This window comes from Cellulomonas sp. KU4C, assembly GCF_056868065.1.
In genome coordinates, this window is sequence record NZ_CP200322.1 from 1592484 (window position 1) to 1608693 (window position 16210).

Here is a 16210-nt window from a genome sequence, read left to right on the forward strand (position 1 = left end):
CCCGCCCGTTGCGCCGAGACAGGACCTCCGCGTCGAGATGGGGCGTCCGGAGGCCCCCTCTCGGGCGGGAGGTGCGATCTCGGTGCCGGCCAACGGAGCCGGGTGGCCGGGGCGCCCCACCCGCGCGCCCCACCCGCGCGCCCCATGGATGCCGCCGAGACAGGACCTCCGCGTCGAGATGGGGCGTCCGGGGGCCCCATCTCGGGCGGGAGGTCCTGTCTCGGCGTCCCAGGGGGCGGGGACGGGGGCGGGTCCGTGTCCGGGGTGGGCGCGGCGGTGGGGGTGTCGGGGCGGCGGCAGGTAGGGTCGGCGCCATGCTGGTGCTGAGCAGGCGGGTCGGAGAGCGGCTCGTGATCGGGGACGACATCGTCGTGACCGTGATCGAGGTCCGCAGCGACGGCGTCCGCCTGGGCATCGACGCCCCGCGGTCCGTGTCCGTGCACCGCGCCGAGGTCCTCGAGGCCGTCACCGCCGCGAACGTGGCCGCCACCGACGCGGCGACCGACGCCGGCGACGAGGCGGTCGAGTCCCTGCGCGGGCTGCTGAACCCGACGACCCCGCCCGCGCCCGCCGCCGACGCGCCCGCCGAGCCCGCGCCCGCCGCCGCGCCGACCGACCCCGCGCCGACCGGCGACACGGCCGCAGCGCCGACCGACGCCGCCGCTCCCGCCACCCCGGCCCCCCGCGCGACCCCCGTGCCGCGCGCACCCGGCCGCCCCGGCGAGCACCGACCCCGCCGCTGACGGCAGCGCGGGCCCGCGCTGCCCGCCGGCCCGGGCGTTCACCCGCCCGGGTGACCGAGCGGTTCTCACCCGTCCCGCGGACCGGTGCCCCGCCCAAAAGCCTCACGCAACCTCCCGGCCCGCCGATCCTCACCTCAGACGGGGCCAGCCCGCGAGGAGGCAGCAGTGGAGGACATGGACGAGATCGTCCGCGAGTTCCTGGTCGAGAGCCATGAGAACCTCGACCAGCTCGACCAGGACCTGGTGGCCCTGGAGAGCGAACCAGGATCGCGCTCGCTGATCGCGAGCGTGTTCCGGACGATCCACACGATCAAGGGAACCAGCGGTTTCCTCGCGTTCTCGCGCCTGGAGCGGGTCGCCCACGCGGGCGAGAACCTCCTGGTCGAGCTGCGCGACGGGCGCCGGTCGATGGACCAGCCGACGACGGACGTGCTGCTGCGTCTCGTGGACAACATCCGCGAGATCCTGCGCGTCATCGAGCTGCAGGGCGGCGAGGGCGAGGTGGAGATCGACGCGGTGATCGCGGCGATCGAGGCCATCCAGGCCGTCGACCCGTCCGCGGCAGCCGCCGAGGCCCCGGCCCCCGCGGCCGCCGAGCCGGTGGCGGAGCCCGTCGTGGCCCCGGTCGCCGCCGACGTCCCGACGCCGCGCGTCCCGGAGCCGGCCCCCGCGCCGGTCGCCGAGGCGCCGGTCGCCGAGACCCCGGTGGTCGAGACCCCGCCGGCCCCGGCGCCCGCCGCTGCGGCACCGGCCGCCCCGGCCCCCGCGCCGGTCGCCGCCACTCCCGCACCGGCACCGGCCCCCGCGCCGGCCGCCGCGCCCGAGGAGCTCGGCACCCTGCGCGGCGGCGCCGCGGACGCGTCGATCCGGGTAGACGTCGAGCTGCTCGACGCCCTCATGCGCCAGGTCGGCGAGCTCGTGCTGGCCCGCAACCAGATCAGCCGCCTGGCGGGTGGGACCGAGGACGTCGACCTCGCCCGCTCCGCGCAGCGCCTGAACCTCATCGCCGGTGAGCTGCAGGAGGGGGTCATGAAGACCCGCATGCAGCCCATCGAGCACCTGTGGTCGAAGATGCCGCGCATGGTGCGCGACATCGCGGCCGCCTGCCACCGCGAGGTGCAGCTCGAGCTTCTCCGGTGGTGACACCGAGCTCGACCGCAGCCTGCTCGAGGCCGTGAAGGACCCGCTGACGCACCTGGTGCGCAACGCGGTCGACCACGGCATCGAGTCGGTCGAGGACCGCGTCGCCGCGGGCAAGGCCCCGAAGGGCGTCCTCGCCCTGCGGGCCTACCACGCGAGCGGCCAGGTCGTCGTCGAGGTCGCGGACGACGGTCGGGGCATCGACCCCGAGAAGATCGGCGCGAAGGCGGTCCAGAAGGGCCTGCGCACCGCCGACCAAGTCACCGCGATGGGTCAGGCCGACCTGCTGCAGCTGCTGTTCCTGCCGGGGTTCTCGACCGCGGAGGCCGTGACGAACGTGTCCGGCCGCGGCGTCGGCATGGACGTGGTCCGCACCAAGATCGAGGCCATCGGCGGTGCCGTCGAGGTCGAGTCGGTCGTCGGGCGGGGCACGGCCTGGCGGCTGCGCATCCCGTTGACGCTGGCGATCATGCCGGCGCTGACCGTGGAGGCGGCGGGCGACCTGTACGCCATCCCGCAGGTCAACCTGCTGGAGCTCGTGGCCCTGGACTCGCAGCGCTCGGAGTCCGGCATCGAGCACATCCACGAGGCCCCGGTGTACCGCCTGCGGGGCGAGCTGCTGCCGCTGGTGTCGCTGTCCTCGGTGCTCGAGGTCGACGGCTCGCGGTCGGAGAACGCGGTCATCGCGGTCGTGCAGTCCGACCAGCAGCGCTTCGGCATGCTGGTGGACCGGGTGCTGAACACCGAGGAGATCGTGGTCAAGCCGCTGTCGGCCCGCCTCAAGGCGGTCGGAGCGTACGCGGGCGCCACGGTGCTGGGCGACGGCCACGTCGCGCTGATCCTCGACGTGCAGGCGATCGCGCGCCGCGCCCTGGCCGGGGACCTCGACGTCGCCGCCCGGAACGCCCACGCCAACGCCGGGCACGCGGAGAACCACGAGGTGCAGCAGGTGCTGGTCGTCGGGATCGGTGGCGGCCGTCAGGTCGCGATGCCGCTCGCGTCGGTCGCGCGCCTGGAGCACGTGCAGGCCGAGCAGGTCGAGTACGTGGGTGGCCGCGAGGTCGTGCAGTACCGCGGGACGATCCTGCCGCTCGCGCGGCTCGACCGGATCCTCGGGGCGTACGGCCAGGAGGACACCTCCGAGCTGCTGCTGGTGGTCTACAGCCGCGCGGGCCGCAGCGTCGGCCTGGTGGTCCGGGAGATCGTCGACATCGTCGACGACGACTCGGCCCGGCACTCCGACATCGAGGACGCCGGCCTGGTCGGCTCCACGGTGCTCGGGGAGAAGGTCACCGAGCTGCTGGACGTGCGCCGCGCGATCCTCGCCGCCGACGCGGCGTTCTACGACGAGCGGCCCGAGCACCGCTCCACGTACGACGACCTCCCGACGCAGGTCGGCGGGTCCGAGCTGGTGGGAGCCACCCGATGAGCCAGTACGTCACGTTCACCCTCGGCGGGAGCCTGTACGGGGTCGACGTCACCCGGGTGCAGGAGGCGCTGCGCTCGCACGTCCGCACCCGCGTGCCGCTGGCCCCGCCCGGGGTCGCCGGCCTCGTGAACCTGCGTGGTCAGGTCGTCCTCACGGTCGACCTTCGTCCCCGCCTCGGCCTGGAGCCGCTGGGCGAGGACGCGGAGCCGATGATGGTCGTCGTGCAGGTCGCGGGGGAGCCCGTGAGCCTGCTGGTCGACGAGATCGGTGACGTCATGGAGGTCGGCCCCGAGACGTTCGAGGCCCCGCCGGAGACGCTGGACGCCGCGCTGCGCCCGCTGATCCTCGGCGCGCACAAGCTCGACGGCCGGCTGCTGCTGGTCCTGGACGTGGACCAGGCCACGGCTGCCTGACCTCCGCGCCGCACGCCGGAGCGCCCTGCCCGACACACCCTCGGTGTGCCGGGCAGGGCGCTGCGCTGCGTGCCCCGGGAACGGCCCGGCACGGACGTGACCCAGATCACCCGGGACCTGGGTCATGGGTGAAAGCACCCGGCCGATCGGGTGGAGCGAACAGCGCCGGTGGGGCCCTTGCACGGATGCGGGGGCGCCGGCCTACGCACAGGAGCGTCCATGTCCCACCCCTCCGACCGCCCCCGCGGTCTGCGGCTGTCCATCGCCGCCAAGGTCCTCGGCCTCGTGGCCGCCTCCGGGCTCGTCGGCGTGGCCGTGGTCGTGGCCGCCGGCACGAGCCTGACCCAGCTGCGCGGCGACGTCGGCGAGACCAGCGGCTACGTCGCCCAGCTCGGGCAGATCAGCGACCTCCAGCGGGCCCTGCAGGCCGGCCGTGCGCGGATGGTCGAGTACCCGGCGGCGTCGGAGGAGGTCCGCGGGGACCTGCGCGACCAGCTCGACGAGTACGTCGCGAAGATCACCGAGCAGCGTGCCGCCTACGACGACCTGGTGGTGAACGACCAGGCGTGGGCCGACTTCGACTCCGGCTGGTCCGAGATGGTCCGGATCGCGCAGGACGAGCTGTTCCCGCTGGCGGACTCCGGCGACGTGGCGGGTGCCGCGGCGCTGTACCGCGCGGAGATCCTGCCGCAGACGACCGTGGCGGCGGACGCGATCGCGCTCGAGAACGCCTCGGTGGCCGAGGTCGCCGACGCGAGCGCGGCGGAGGCCGGCTCGACGGTGTCGCGGACCCTGGTCACGACGGCGGCGATCCTGGTGGTCGGCATGGTCGTGGTGCTGGTGCTCGGGTTCTCCGTGGCCCGACGCCTGACGCGGGACGCCGGCCAGGTCCGGGGTGCGCTCGAGGCGATGGCGCGCGGCGACCTGACGGTGCGGGCCCAGGTGTCCAGCGTCGACGAGCTCGGCGACATGGCGCGTTCCCTGGACACCGCCCAGACCAGCCTGCGCGAGGTCGTCTCGGGCGTCGCGCAGACGGCGCAGACGGTGGCGGCGGCGGCGGAGGAGCTGTCGGCGGCGTCGCACCAGGTCGTGGCGGGCTCGGACGAGACGTCGGCGCAGGCCGGTGTCGTGGCCGCGGCGGCGGAGCAGGTGTCGCGCAACGTGCAGACGGTCGCCGCGGGCGCCGAGCAGATGGGCGCGAGCATCCGGGAGATCGCCCAGAACGCGTCGCAGGCGGCGAAGGTCGCGGGTCAGGCCACGGACGTCGCCGCGGCGACGAACGAGCAGGTCACCCGCCTGGGCGAGTCCAGCCAGGAGATCGGCAACGTGGTCAAGGCGATCACGAGCATCGCCGAGCAGACCAACCTGCTGGCCCTGAACGCGACCATCGAGGCCGCCCGGGCCGGCGAGGCGGGCAAGGGCTTCGCGGTCGTGGCCGGTGAGGTCAAGGAGCTGGCGCAGGAGACCGCGAAGGCCACGGAGGACATCGTCCGCCGCGTCGAGGCCATCCAGGCCGACACGGGTGCGGCGGTGACGGCGATCGGCGAGATCAGCCACATCATCGCGAGCATCAACGACTACCAGCTCACCATCGCCTCGGCGGTGGAGGAGCAGACGGCGACCACCACGGAGATGTCCCGCTCGGTGGCCGAGGCCGCCACGGGCTCCGGCGAGATCGCCACGAACATCACCGGCGTCGCCACCTCCGCGGCGGGCAGCTCCACCACGCTCGGGCAGATGGGCGACTCCATCGGCGAGCTCGCGCGGCTGTCGGAGGACCTGCGCACGCGGGTCTCCCGGTTCGCCTACTGACCGGGCGCCCGACCCCGGACGAGCCCCGTCCGGCGCACCCCTCGCGGGCGCGCCGGGCGGGGCTCACCTGCGTCGTCGTGCGGGTCTTCACCCCGGCCGCCGCTCACAGCGGGTGCGCAGCGGCCGATCAGACGCGCAGCAGGGGACCCCACCCACCGACCAGAAGGACCCGATCATGAGCGTCTCCACGACGACGAGGACGGCGCCGATCCGTGCGACGGCGCTCGGCCACGTCCCGACCCCCCGCGGCGCGGGCGGTCCCGCGCGACCCGCGGCGCCCGCGGCCCGCACCACCCGCCGCGGCACCGCCTGGTTCGCCAACCGCGGCGTCCGCACCAAGATCCTCCAGCTGATCGCGCTGGTCGTCGTGGTGGTCGCCGCGACCGGGACGTTCGCCGCGCTGCGGATGAACGACCTGGCCGCGAGCACCGCGTCCGTGCAGTCGGTGAGCAAGAACGTGATCGGCCCGATCTCCGTGGTGCACCAGGAGGAGATCAAGGCGCGGATGCTGATCGCCCAGGCCGCGGCGGGGGTGACCGAGACCGACGCGCAGCAGCAGGAGCAGCTGGACAAGATCGCCGGGACCGACGCCGACCTGCAGGCCGCGGCGGACGCGTTCGAGGTCGGCATCGGCGAGGTCGTCGTGCCCGGCTGGGAGGACTTCAAGGCGGCCTGGGCCCAGTGGCAGCAGATCCGGGACGAGCAGCTGGTCCCGGCCGCGTTCTCCGGAGACGACGTCGAGTTCGACCGGATCACGAACGGCGACGCGCAGGTCGCGATCGACGCGATGATCACCGGCCTGGAGACCGCCGAGGTCTCGGCCGCGGACTACCTCGAGACCGTGGCGGACTCCGCCGCGGCCGAGGCGCGCTCGGGCTCGACGATCCTCGTCGTGGTGCTGGTCGCGGGCGTGCTGCTCGTGACGGCCGTCGGCATGGTCATCGCGGGCATGATCCGCCGCCAGGTCACCGAGGTGCAGCGCGCGGTCGAGGCGATGGCCGAGGGCGACCTGACGGTCACCCCGCAGGTGGACTCGACCGACGAGCTCGGCCAGATGTCCCGGTCGCTGACCCGCGCGCAGGAGAACCTCCGCGCGACGATCGCCGGCGTGGTCGAGACCGCGCAGACGGTGGCGGCGGCGGCCGAGGAGCTGTCGGCGGCGTCGCACCAGGTGGTCGCGGGTTCGGACGAGACGTCGGCGCAGGCCGGGGTCGTCGCGGCGGCCGCGGAGCAGGTGTCCCGCAACGTGCAGACCGTGGCCGCGGGCGCCGAGCAGATGGGCGCCAGCATCCGGGAGATCGCGCAGAACTCCTCGCAGGCCGCGAAGGTCGCGGGTCAGGCCACGGACGTCGCCGCGGCGACCAACGACCAGGTCACCCGGCTCGGCGTCTCGAGCCAGGAGATCGGCAACGTGGTGAAGGCGATCACGAGCATCGCCGAGCAGACGAACCTGCTGGCCCTGAACGCGACGATCGAGGCCGCCCGTGCCGGTGAGGCCGGCAAGGGCTTCGCGGTCGTCGCGGGCGAGGTCAAGGAGCTGGCGCAGGAGACCGCCAAGGCCACGGAGGACATCGTCCGCCGGGTCGAGGCGATCCAGGCCGACACCGGGGCCGCGGTGACCGCGATCGGCGAGATCAGCCACATCATCGCGAGCATCAACGACTACCAGCTCACCATCGCCTCGGCCGTGGAGGAGCAGACCGCCACGACCAACGAGATGTCCCGCTCCGTCGCGGAGGCCGCGACCGGGTCGGGCGAGATCGCCACGAACATCACCGGCGTGGCCTCGGCCGCGGCGGAGTCCTCGCAGACCCTCAACCAGATGGGTGGCGCCATCGCCGAGATGGCCCGCATGTCCGAGGACCTGCGCACCCGCGTGGCGAACTTCCGCTACTGAGCGCCCGACGACGGCCCCGGACCCGCGCACCGCGCACGGGCCCGGGGCCGTCGCAGCACCACCCGCCCGAACCGCTCCGACGCGGACCCGGCCGGTCGATAGAGGGGACGAAGGTCCCGCAGGTACAGACACGAGAGGCGAGCCCATGAGCGCGCAGCACGACGGCACCCCGCGACGGCTCTGGGCCGACCGGCCGGTGCTGGTGAAGATCCTCGCCGCCGTCCTGGTGATGGTGGCGATGACCGCCGTCGTCACGGCGGTGGCCCTCAGCTCGATGCGCACGCTGCGCGCGGACGCGGCCGAGATGTACAGCGGCAACGTCACGCCGCTGCAGCAGCTCACCGAGATCCAGCGCTCGTACCAGGGCGACCGCGCCCGGGTGATCCAGTACGGCATCGCCGACACGGAGACCCGCGCGACCCTGGTCCAGGAGCTCGCCGAGCGCCAGGTCGACCTGACCGCGCTGATCGAGGAGTACCGCGCGAACGCCGTCGACCCGGCCGCGGTCGACGCGCTGAACACCGCCCTGGGCGCGTACTACGCCGCCGCCGAGGACGAGCTGTTCCCGATGGCCGACGCGGGCGACACCGAGGGCTTCGGCACCTACTTCAACGAGACGATCCGCCCGCTGACCACCGGCGTGATGGACGCGATGCAGGTCGAGACCGTGTCGCAGGGCGAGCAGGCGGCGGCGCTGGCCGCGGAGACCGACGCGCTCGCCGCCCGGTCGCTGCTCATCACGGTCCTGGTCGCGGTCATCGGCGCCGTCGCCGCGACGGCTCTGTCCTACGTCGTGGCGCGCGGCATCGTCCGCCGGATCGGCGCGGTGTCCCGCAGCCTCGCGGCGGCGGGCGACGGCGACCTGACCGTGCCGTCCGGGGTCACCGGCCGGGACGAGATCGGCACGCTGGCCGTGGACCTCGAGCGCACGCAGGACAGCCTGCGCGGGCTGATCTCCGGTGTCGTCGAGACCGCCCAGACCGTGGCGGCGGCGGCGGAGGAGCTGTCGGTCGCGTCGCACCAGGTCGTGGCGGGTTCGGACGAGACGTCCGCGCAGGCCGGCGTGGTCGCGGCGGCCGCCGAGCAGGTGTCGCGCAACGTGCAGACCGTCGCGGCGGGCGCCGAGGAGATGGGCGCCAGCATCCGCGAGATCGCGCAGAACGCCTCCCAGGCGGCGAAGGTGGCCGGGCAGGCCACGGACGTCGCCGCTGCGACGAACGAGCAGGTCACCCGCCTGGGCGAGTCCAGCCAGGAGATCGGCAACGTCGTCAAGGCGATCACGTCGATCGCGGAGCAGACGAACCTGCTGGCGCTGAACGCGACCATCGAGGCGGCCCGCGCGGGCGAGGCCGGCAAGGGCTTCGCGGTCGTGGCCGGCGAGGTCAAGGAGCTGGCCCAGGAGACCGCGAAGGCCACGGAGGACATCGTCCGCCGGGTCGAGGCGATCCAGGCCGACACGGGTGCGGCGGTGACGGCGATCGGCGAGATCAGCCACATCATCGCGAGCATCAACGACTACCAGCTCACCATCGCCTCGGCGGTGGAGGAGCAGACGGCGACCACCACGGAGATGTCCCGCTCGGTGGCCGAGGCCGCCACGGGCTCCGGCGAGATCGCCACGAACATCACCGGCGTCGCGTCCGCCACCGCCACCTCCTCGCAGACCCTCGGGCAGATGGGCGACTCCATCGGCGAGCTCGCGCGGATGTCGGAGGAGCTGCGCGGCCGGGTGTCGCGCTTCAGCTGACTGACGGGTCGGCGCGGCCCCCGGGTCGCGCCTCCTCACCCGTTCGGGCCGCCCGGGTGCTCCACCCGGGCGGCCCGTCGCGCTCCCGGGCCGTTTCGCCCGCCGATGCGCTCACAACACCCCCGCGGCGACCGATCGAGGGGGCACGGTCGCGGCAGGGAACGCCGCGCCGCAGGGACGAAGGAGTCGACATGAGGCACGGGAAGCGCCGCCGCACAGGGAATGCGCTCGCCGCGTCCCTGGCCGCGCTGGCGGTCGGAGCGGTCGCGGGCTGCGGCACCGCGGCGCCGGGAGCGGGCGACGAGGCACCGGACGGGGACCGTCCGCTCGTCGGCGTCGCCATGCCGACGACCACGTCGGAGCGGTGGATCGCCGACGGTGAGAACGTGCAGGACCAGCTGCAGGCGCTCGGTTACGACGTCGCGCTGGAGTACGCCGAGAACGACGTGCCCACCCAGATCGCCCAGCTCGAGCAGATGATCACCGACGGCGCCGACGCCCTCGTGATCGGCTCCATCGACGGCGTCGCCCTCAAGGGCGTGCTCGCCGAGGCGGCCGCCGCGGAGATCCCGGTGATCGCCTACGACCGCCTGATCCGCGAGTCGCCGGACGTGGACTACTACGCCACGTTCGACAACGCCCGCGTCGGCCTCCAGCAGGCCACCCAGCTGCTCCAGGGCCTCGGCGTCCTGGACGCCTCCGGCGAGCCCACCGGGGCGACGGGGCCGTACAACGTCGAGCTGTTCGCCGGCTCGTCCGACGACAACAACGCCACCGTGTTCTACGACGGCGCGATGGCCGTCCTGCAGCCGTACCTCGACTCCGGGGTGCTGGTCGTGCCGTCCGGCGAGACCGGCTTCGACACGATCTCCACCGACGCGTGGGACCCGAAGAACGCCGCCGCCCGGATGGACACCCTGCTGCCGCGCTACGCGGACCGCCGCCTCGACGGGGTGCTGTCCCCGTACGACGGCATCTCGATCGCGATCATCGACAGCGTCAAGTCCATCGGCTACGGCACCGACGCGCAGCCGCTGCCCGTCGTCACCGGCCAGGACGCCGAGCTCGCGTCCGCGAAGTCCATCGCCGCCGGCGAGCAGTACGGGACGGTCTACAAGGACACCCGCCAGCTCGCCGAGGTCACCGTCTCGATGGTGCGCGCGCTGCTCGACGGCGCCGAGCCCGAGACCAACGACCTCACCTCGTACGACAACGGCGTCAAGGTCGTCCCGTCGTACCTGCTGACCCCGATGGTCGTGGACGCCGACAACTACCAGCAGGCCCTCGTCGGGACCGGCTACTACACCGCGGAGGAGCTGGGCTGATGACCACCACCGACCACGTCACCCCGGCTCGCCGGACCCGGGCCTCCTGGTTCTGGGACCGGCCCGTCGCGCTGAAGATCGCCGTCTCGCTGCTGGTGATGGGCGGCACGTTCGCCCTCGTCGGCGGCGTCGGGGCCGTCGCGCTCTACCGCGCCGGTCAGCACCTCGAGGAGATGTCCGGCCTGACCGGCGACCTGCAGTCGGCGATGTCGGAGCTGCGCACCGCGCAGACCCGCAGCCACCTGCTGGTGCACCGGGCCGTCGGCGCGTCCGACGACACCGTGCGGACCCAGCTCATGGAGTCCTCCGCCTGGAACGACCGGGACGTCGCCGCGCAGATCGACGCCATCGCGGCCTACCCGCAGTCCGACACCCGGCAGTGGGCCGACTTCGTCGACCGCTGGGACGCCTGGACCGCCTACCGCGACGGCACCCTGCAGCCGCTGATCGACGCGGGCGACACCGCCGGCCTGCGCACCGCGCTCGCCGCCGACGCCTCCGCCGACCCCGACTGGGCCGGCCGGGCGCTCGCGCTCGCGCAGGGCCAGGTCGACGCCCAGGTGGACCAGATCCTCGCCGACAGCCGCGCCGAGGTGGACCGCACCATCGTCGCGCTCGTGATCGCGTTCGTGGTGGGCGCCGGGCTGTCCGGGCTGCTCGCCGTGCTGGTGATCCGCCGGATCACCCGCGCGGTCCGCAGCGTCCAGGCTTCGCTCGAGGCGATGGCCGAGGGCGACCTCACGGTCACCGCCGAGGTGTCCTGGCAGGACGAGACCGGCCGGATGGCCGCGGCCCTCGGCCAGGCCCAGGAGTCGCTGCGGCACACCCTCGCGGGCGTCGTCTCGGCGGCCGGCTCGGTGGAGACCACCGCGGCGTCGCTGCGCGCGTCCAACGGCGACGTGGTCGCCGGCTCGCAGGAGACCTCCGCGCAGGCGGGCGTCGTCGCGGCGGCCGCCGAGCAGGTGTCCCGCAACGTGCAGGCCGTCGCGGCCGGCGCCGAGCAGATGGGCGCCAGCATCCGGGAGATCGCGCAGAACGCCTCCGAGGCGGCCAAGGTCGCCGGCCAGGCCACCGACGTCGCCGCGAGCACCAACGAGCAGGTCGAGCGGCTGGGCGTCTCCAGCCAGGAGATCGGCAACGTCGTGAAGGTCATCACCAGCATCGCCGAGCAGACCAACCTGCTCGCGCTGAACGCGACCATCGAGGCCGCGCGCGCCGGGGAGGCCGGCAAGGGCTTCGCGGTCGTCGCGGGCGAGGTCAAGGAGCTCGCCCAGGAGACCGCCAAGGCCACGGAGGACATCGCCCGCCGGGTCGAGGCCATCCAGACCGACACGGGCGCCGCCGTGGTCGCGATCGGCGAGATCGCGCACATCATCGCGCGGATCAACGACTACCAGCTGACCATCGCGTCGGCCGTGGAGGAGCAGACCGCCACGACCAACGAGATGTCCCGCTCGGTCGCCGAGGCCGCCACGGGATCGGGTGAGATCGCGAACAACATCACCGGCGTCGCCGGTGCCGCGGCCCGTTCCGTGAGCGTCCTGGACGAGGTCTCGCACCAGGTCAAGGACCTCGCGAGCCTGTCCGCGGACCTGCACGACCGCGTCGCGCGTTTCACCTACTGACCGGAGCCGCCCGGACCCCCGGGCGGCTCAGAACCCGGCCGCACCGACCGATCAGAACCACGAACCCGGCCGGTGCGGCCGGTCCGTATCGACAGGGGAGTGACGTGACCAGGATCCGTGTGCTGGTGGTCGACGACTCGGTCGTCGTCCGCCGGCTGGTGACGGACTCGCTCTCGCGGGACCCCGAGATCGAGGTCGTCGGCTTCGCGTCGAACGGCCGGATCGCCCAGGCCAAGGTGGAGCAGCTTCGCCCCGGACCTCGTGACGATGGACATCGAGATGCCGGAGATGAACGGCATCGAGGCCGTGCGCGCGCTGCGGCGCTCGCGGCACACCATGCCGATCATCATGTTCTCCACGCTCACCGAGCGCGGAGCGTCGGCCACGCTGGACGCGCTGGTCGCGGGCGCCACCGACTACGTGACGAAGCCGGCGAACGTCGGCAGCGTCCAGGAGTCGCTGGACCGGGTCGCGAGCGAGCTCATCCCCAAGATCAAGGCGTTCGTCCCGCGTCGCGGCGGCGCCACCGCCCCGGCCGCGGCCGGACCCGTCGCGGGGCACGCCCCCGCCGCCGCGCTGCCGTCGGCGCGCGTCCCGGCCTCGGCCCGCCGCGCGGTCGTCACCCGGCAGGCGCCCGCGCCGCACCCGGTCAGCGCCATCATCATCGGGTCGTCGACCGGCGGCCCCGAGGCGCTGTCCAAGGTGCTCGGCAGCCTGTCCGCCGCGCCCCAGGTGCCGGTCCTGATCGTGCAGCACATGCCGCCGGTGTTCACCCGGCAGCTGGCCGCGCGCCTCGACCGGCTCGGCCCCGCCACCGTCGTGGAGGCCGCCGACGGCGACCTGCTGCGGCCCGGGCACGTCTACATCGCCCCCGGCGACCACCACCTCGAGCTCAGCCGGTCCGCGGGCATGCTCCGCGTCAAGCTGACCGACGGGCCGCCGGTGAACTTCTGCCGCCCCGCGGTGGACGTGCTGTTCCGCTCCGCGGTCCGCGAGCTCGGCGGGCAGCTGCTCGCCGTCGTGCTGACCGGCATGGGCGCGGACGGCCGCACCGGGTGCGAGGACGTCGTCGGCGCCGGCGGCACCGTGCTGGTGCAGGACGAGCCCACCTCCGTCGTGTGGGGCATGCCCGGGGCGGTCGCCACCGCCGGGTTCGCCCACCGCGTGCTCCCCCTGGGCGAGGTCGCCCCCACCCTCGAGTCCGTCATGGCCCGTGCCGGCGGACGTCCCGCAGCCCCGATCGGAGGTCGGCCGTGAGCCTGACCCAGGACACCTTCGCGTTCGTCGCCGACGTCGTGCGACGACGCAGCGCCATCCAGCTGGAGGCCGGCAAGGAGTACCTCGTGGAGAGCCGGCTGCTGCCGCTCGCCCGGGACTCGGGCCACCCCGGTGTGGACGCCTACATCCGGGAGGTCCGCGCCGCGCACCGCGACAGCGACCTCGTGAAGATCGTCGACGCGCTCACCACCAACGAGACGTCGTGGTTCCGCGACAACACCCCGTTCAGCGCGGTGCGGACGCACATCCTGCCGACGCTGCGCGCCGAGCGACCCGTCCTCGACACCCTCAAGGTCTGGTCCGCGGCCTGCTCCACCGGGCAGGAGCCGTACTCGTTGGCGATGACGTTCACCGACGCGCTCGGCCCGGGTGCGCGGTTCGACATCACCGCCACCGACCTGTCCGAGCGGGTGCTCGCGCAGGCCCGGTCCGGCCGGTACTCGCAGCTCGAGGTCAACCGCGGGTTGCCGGCGCCGATGATGGTCCGGTTCTTCCAGCGCAACGGCCACGACTGGCAGATCGCCGAGGAGCTGCGCCGCACGATCACGTTCCAGCAGCACAACCTGCTCGACATGCCGCCCGCCGGCCCGTTCGACATCGTGTTCCTGCGCAACGTGCTCATCTACTTCGACCTCGAGACGAAGCGCGGGATCCTGTCGCGGGTGCACCGCGTCCTGCGACCCGGCGGGTTCCTGGTGCTCGGCGCCGCCGAGACCACCATCGGCGTCGACGGCGACTGGGAGCGGGTGCCCGTCGAGCGCGGGTCCGTCTACCGGCCGATCAAGGCCGGTGCGGTGCCCACCCCGCGGGCGGCCCCCGGCTCGCTGGCCGGGACGCCCGCGCCCGTCGGGACCGCACCGTTCGGCACCGGCGCTTTCACCGCCGCCGGCGCCCCGACCACCACCCGGCCGGCGACCGCCCGGCCGACGACCACCTTCCCCCCGACGCGCACGCGCCCGACCGGCTCGGCGTTCGAACAAGGAGTGACGCGATGAGAGCCCTGGTCATCGACGACTCGCGGACGATGCGACGCATCGTGGCGGGCGCGCTGGAGGAGCTGGGGTTCACCACGCTCCAGGCCGGCGACGGACAGCAGGCGCTCGACCTGCTCGAGGCGGGGGAGGAGGTCGACCTCGCCTGCATCGACTGGAACATGCCCGTGATGGACGGCCTGACCTTCGTCACGAAGGTCCGGGCGAACACCGCGTGGCGGGGCATCACGCTGATGATGGTCACCACGGAGAGCGAGCACGGTCAGATCGTGCGCGCCCTGGCGGCCGGCGCCCACGAGTACCTGATCAAGCCCTTCACCCCCGATGCCATCCGCGACAAGCTCGACCTGCTCGGGCTCGTCCCTGCCGAGGAGACCGTATGACCGCCGCCGTGGAGCACGACCAGGTGTACGCGATCGCCGAGGAGGTCTTCGCCGCGATGATCGACGGCGAGCCCGGCTACCTGCGGCCCTGGGAGGGCGACCTGCCCGTCACGCTCGAGCCCCTGGTCGCCTGGGTGGACGTGCACGGCGAGCTCGCCGGCCGCGCCGCCGTGACCACCGACCTCGAGACCGCGCACGAGCTGACCCGCGCGCTGCTCGGCATGACCCCCGACGAGCCGGTGGGCCCCGAGGACCTGACCGACGCGTTCGGCGAGGTCGCGAACGTCGTCGGCGGTAATGTCAAGGCGTTGCTCCCGACCCAGGGCACCCTCAGCCTCCCGGTCGTCGCCACCGAGCTTGCCGGTCGTCCCCGGCACCTCGCTCACGCACGAGCTGCGCCTCGACTGGCGCGGCCGATCCATCGTCGTCGTGGTCTGGCTGTTCCAGTGAGCCACGACGTGACCGAGTACGCCGCGGCCACCGCCGCGGTCCTTGCCACCGAAGGGAAGTGACGAGCATGATCCGCGTGCTCATCGCCGACGACAGCCGGGTGATGCGGCAGATCGTGATCCGCACGCTGCGCCAGGCCGGCTACGACTGGGAGATCACCGAGGCCGCCGACGGGGCGGAGGCGCTGGACGCCGTCCGCGCCGACGAGCCCGACGTGGTCCTGTCCGACTGGAACATGCCGAACATGACCGGCATCGACCTGCTCCGCGCGCTGCGGGCCGAGGGCTTCTCGACGCCGTTCGGCTTCGTGACGTCGGAGGGCTCCGAGGAGATGCGCACGACGGCCGACGAGGCCGGGGCGCTGTTCCTCATCGCGAAGCCGTTCACCGCGGACACGTTCCGCGAGGCCATCGAGCCGGTGCTCGCATGAGCGACCAGACCCCGCTGCCCTCCGCGCTGGAGGCCCGCGAGCTTCTGGGAGGGGCTGATCGGGCGCGACCTGCAGGTCGCCACCGGCGGCCCGATGGTCGACCCGGTGCTGAACGGCGGCGCGCTCGTGGGCGTCTACGTCGACCGGCTGCTCAAGCTGTCGGCCATCGTGTCGTTCGACCTGCCGCTGGCCGCCCACCTGGGTGCCGCCATCGCGCTGGTCCCGGCCCGCACCGCGCAGACCGCCGCCGAGGAGGAGCAGCTGCCGTCCGCGCTCGCGGAGAACGCGGCGGAGATCCTCAACGTCACCGCCGCGCTGTTCAACGTCGGCGACGCCCCGCACCTCAAGCTCGACAAGTGGTACGCCCCGCGCGAGCCGCTGCCGGCGGACGTCGCGCAGTGGGTCATGGCGTACGTCCGGCGGCTCGACCTCGAGGTCGAGGTGTCCGGCTACGGCAAGGGCACGGCGTCGGTGCTGGTCATCTGACCCGACGCCCCCCGCGACGACCCGGTCCCGCCCCCGCGGTGCCGGGTCGTCGCGTTTCCG

15 protein-coding genes are annotated in these 16210 nt (G+C 73.7%); all 15 read left to right on the forward strand.

Annotated features, from left to right (window positions below):
• Positions 1-314 precede the first annotated feature (314 nt).
• Positions 315-743: a carbon storage regulator CsrA gene (gene csrA / locus AC1VL8_RS07590; RefSeq protein ID WP_483074732.1), complete on the forward strand. Its 429-nt coding sequence runs from the start codon at positions 315-317 to the stop codon at positions 741-743.
• 174 nt (positions 744-917) lie between these two features.
• Positions 918-1886, forward strand: a complete 969-nt coding sequence (locus AC1VL8_RS07595) for an Hpt domain-containing protein (RefSeq protein ID WP_483076208.1) — start codon at positions 918-920, stop codon at positions 1884-1886.
• A gap of 31 nt (positions 1887-1917) precedes the next feature.
• Positions 1918-3312 (forward strand): chemotaxis protein CheA, encoded by a 1395-nt coding sequence (locus AC1VL8_RS07600; RefSeq protein ID WP_483074733.1) that lies wholly within the window; start codon positions 1918-1920, stop codon positions 3310-3312.
• Positions 3309-3725, forward strand: a complete 417-nt coding sequence (locus tag AC1VL8_RS07605; RefSeq protein WP_389232737.1) for a chemotaxis protein CheW — start codon at positions 3309-3311, stop codon at positions 3723-3725. Before AC1VL8_RS07600 ends, AC1VL8_RS07605 begins: the two co-directional genes overlap by 4 nt.
• A gap of 219 nt (positions 3726-3944) precedes the next feature.
• Complete coding sequence (locus AC1VL8_RS07610; RefSeq protein WP_483074734.1) at positions 3945-5537, forward strand: methyl-accepting chemotaxis protein; 1593 nt, start codon at positions 3945-3947, stop codon at positions 5535-5537.
• A gap of 175 nt (positions 5538-5712) precedes the next feature.
• Positions 5713-7434 (forward strand): methyl-accepting chemotaxis protein, encoded by a 1722-nt coding sequence (locus AC1VL8_RS07615; protein ID WP_483074735.1) that lies wholly within the window; start codon positions 5713-5715, stop codon positions 7432-7434.
• A 145-nt stretch (positions 7435-7579) separates the two neighbouring features.
• Positions 7580-9181: a methyl-accepting chemotaxis protein gene (locus AC1VL8_RS07620; RefSeq protein WP_483074736.1), complete on the forward strand. Its 1602-nt coding sequence runs from the start codon at positions 7580-7582 to the stop codon at positions 9179-9181.
• 191 nt (positions 9182-9372) lie between these two features.
• A complete protein-coding gene (chvE, locus tag AC1VL8_RS07625; protein WP_483074737.1) occupies positions 9373-10506 on the forward strand; it encodes a multiple monosaccharide ABC transporter substrate-binding protein in 1134 nt (377 codons plus the stop codon).
• On the forward strand, positions 10506-12131 hold the full coding sequence (locus AC1VL8_RS07630) for a methyl-accepting chemotaxis protein (protein WP_483074738.1): 1626 nt from the start codon (positions 10506-10508) through the stop codon (positions 12129-12131). The genes chvE and AC1VL8_RS07630 overlap by 1 nt, the downstream gene beginning before the upstream one ends.
• A 267-nt stretch (positions 12132-12398) precedes the next feature.
• Positions 12399-13388: a chemotaxis-specific protein-glutamate methyltransferase CheB gene (gene cheB / locus AC1VL8_RS07635; RefSeq protein WP_483074739.1), complete on the forward strand. Its 990-nt coding sequence runs from the start codon at positions 12399-12401 to the stop codon at positions 13386-13388.
• Positions 13385-14404, forward strand: a complete 1020-nt coding sequence (locus tag AC1VL8_RS07640; RefSeq protein WP_483074740.1) for a CheR family methyltransferase — start codon at positions 13385-13387, stop codon at positions 14402-14404. Before cheB ends, AC1VL8_RS07640 begins: the two co-directional genes overlap by 4 nt.
• Positions 14401-14784 carry a response regulator gene (locus tag AC1VL8_RS07645; RefSeq protein WP_389232713.1) on the forward strand — a complete coding sequence of 128 codons (384 nt, stop codon included), beginning with the start codon at positions 14401-14403 and terminating at the stop codon, positions 14782-14784. The genes AC1VL8_RS07640 and AC1VL8_RS07645 overlap by 4 nt, the downstream gene beginning before the upstream one ends.
• Positions 14781-15296 carry a chemotaxis protein CheX gene (locus AC1VL8_RS07650; protein ID WP_483074741.1) on the forward strand — a complete coding sequence of 172 codons (516 nt, stop codon included), beginning with the start codon at positions 14781-14783 and terminating at the stop codon, positions 15294-15296. The genes AC1VL8_RS07645 and AC1VL8_RS07650 overlap by 4 nt, the downstream gene beginning before the upstream one ends.
• 5 nt (positions 15297-15301) lie before the next feature.
• Complete coding sequence (locus tag AC1VL8_RS07655; RefSeq protein ID WP_389234029.1) at positions 15302-15664, forward strand: response regulator; 363 nt, start codon at positions 15302-15304, stop codon at positions 15662-15664.
• Positions 15665-15757: 93 nt separating this feature from the next.
• Positions 15758-16150, forward strand: coding sequence for a hypothetical protein (locus AC1VL8_RS07660; RefSeq protein WP_483074742.1), 393 nt, complete (start codon positions 15758-15760; stop codon positions 16148-16150).
• Positions 16151-16210: the final 60 nt, after the last annotated feature.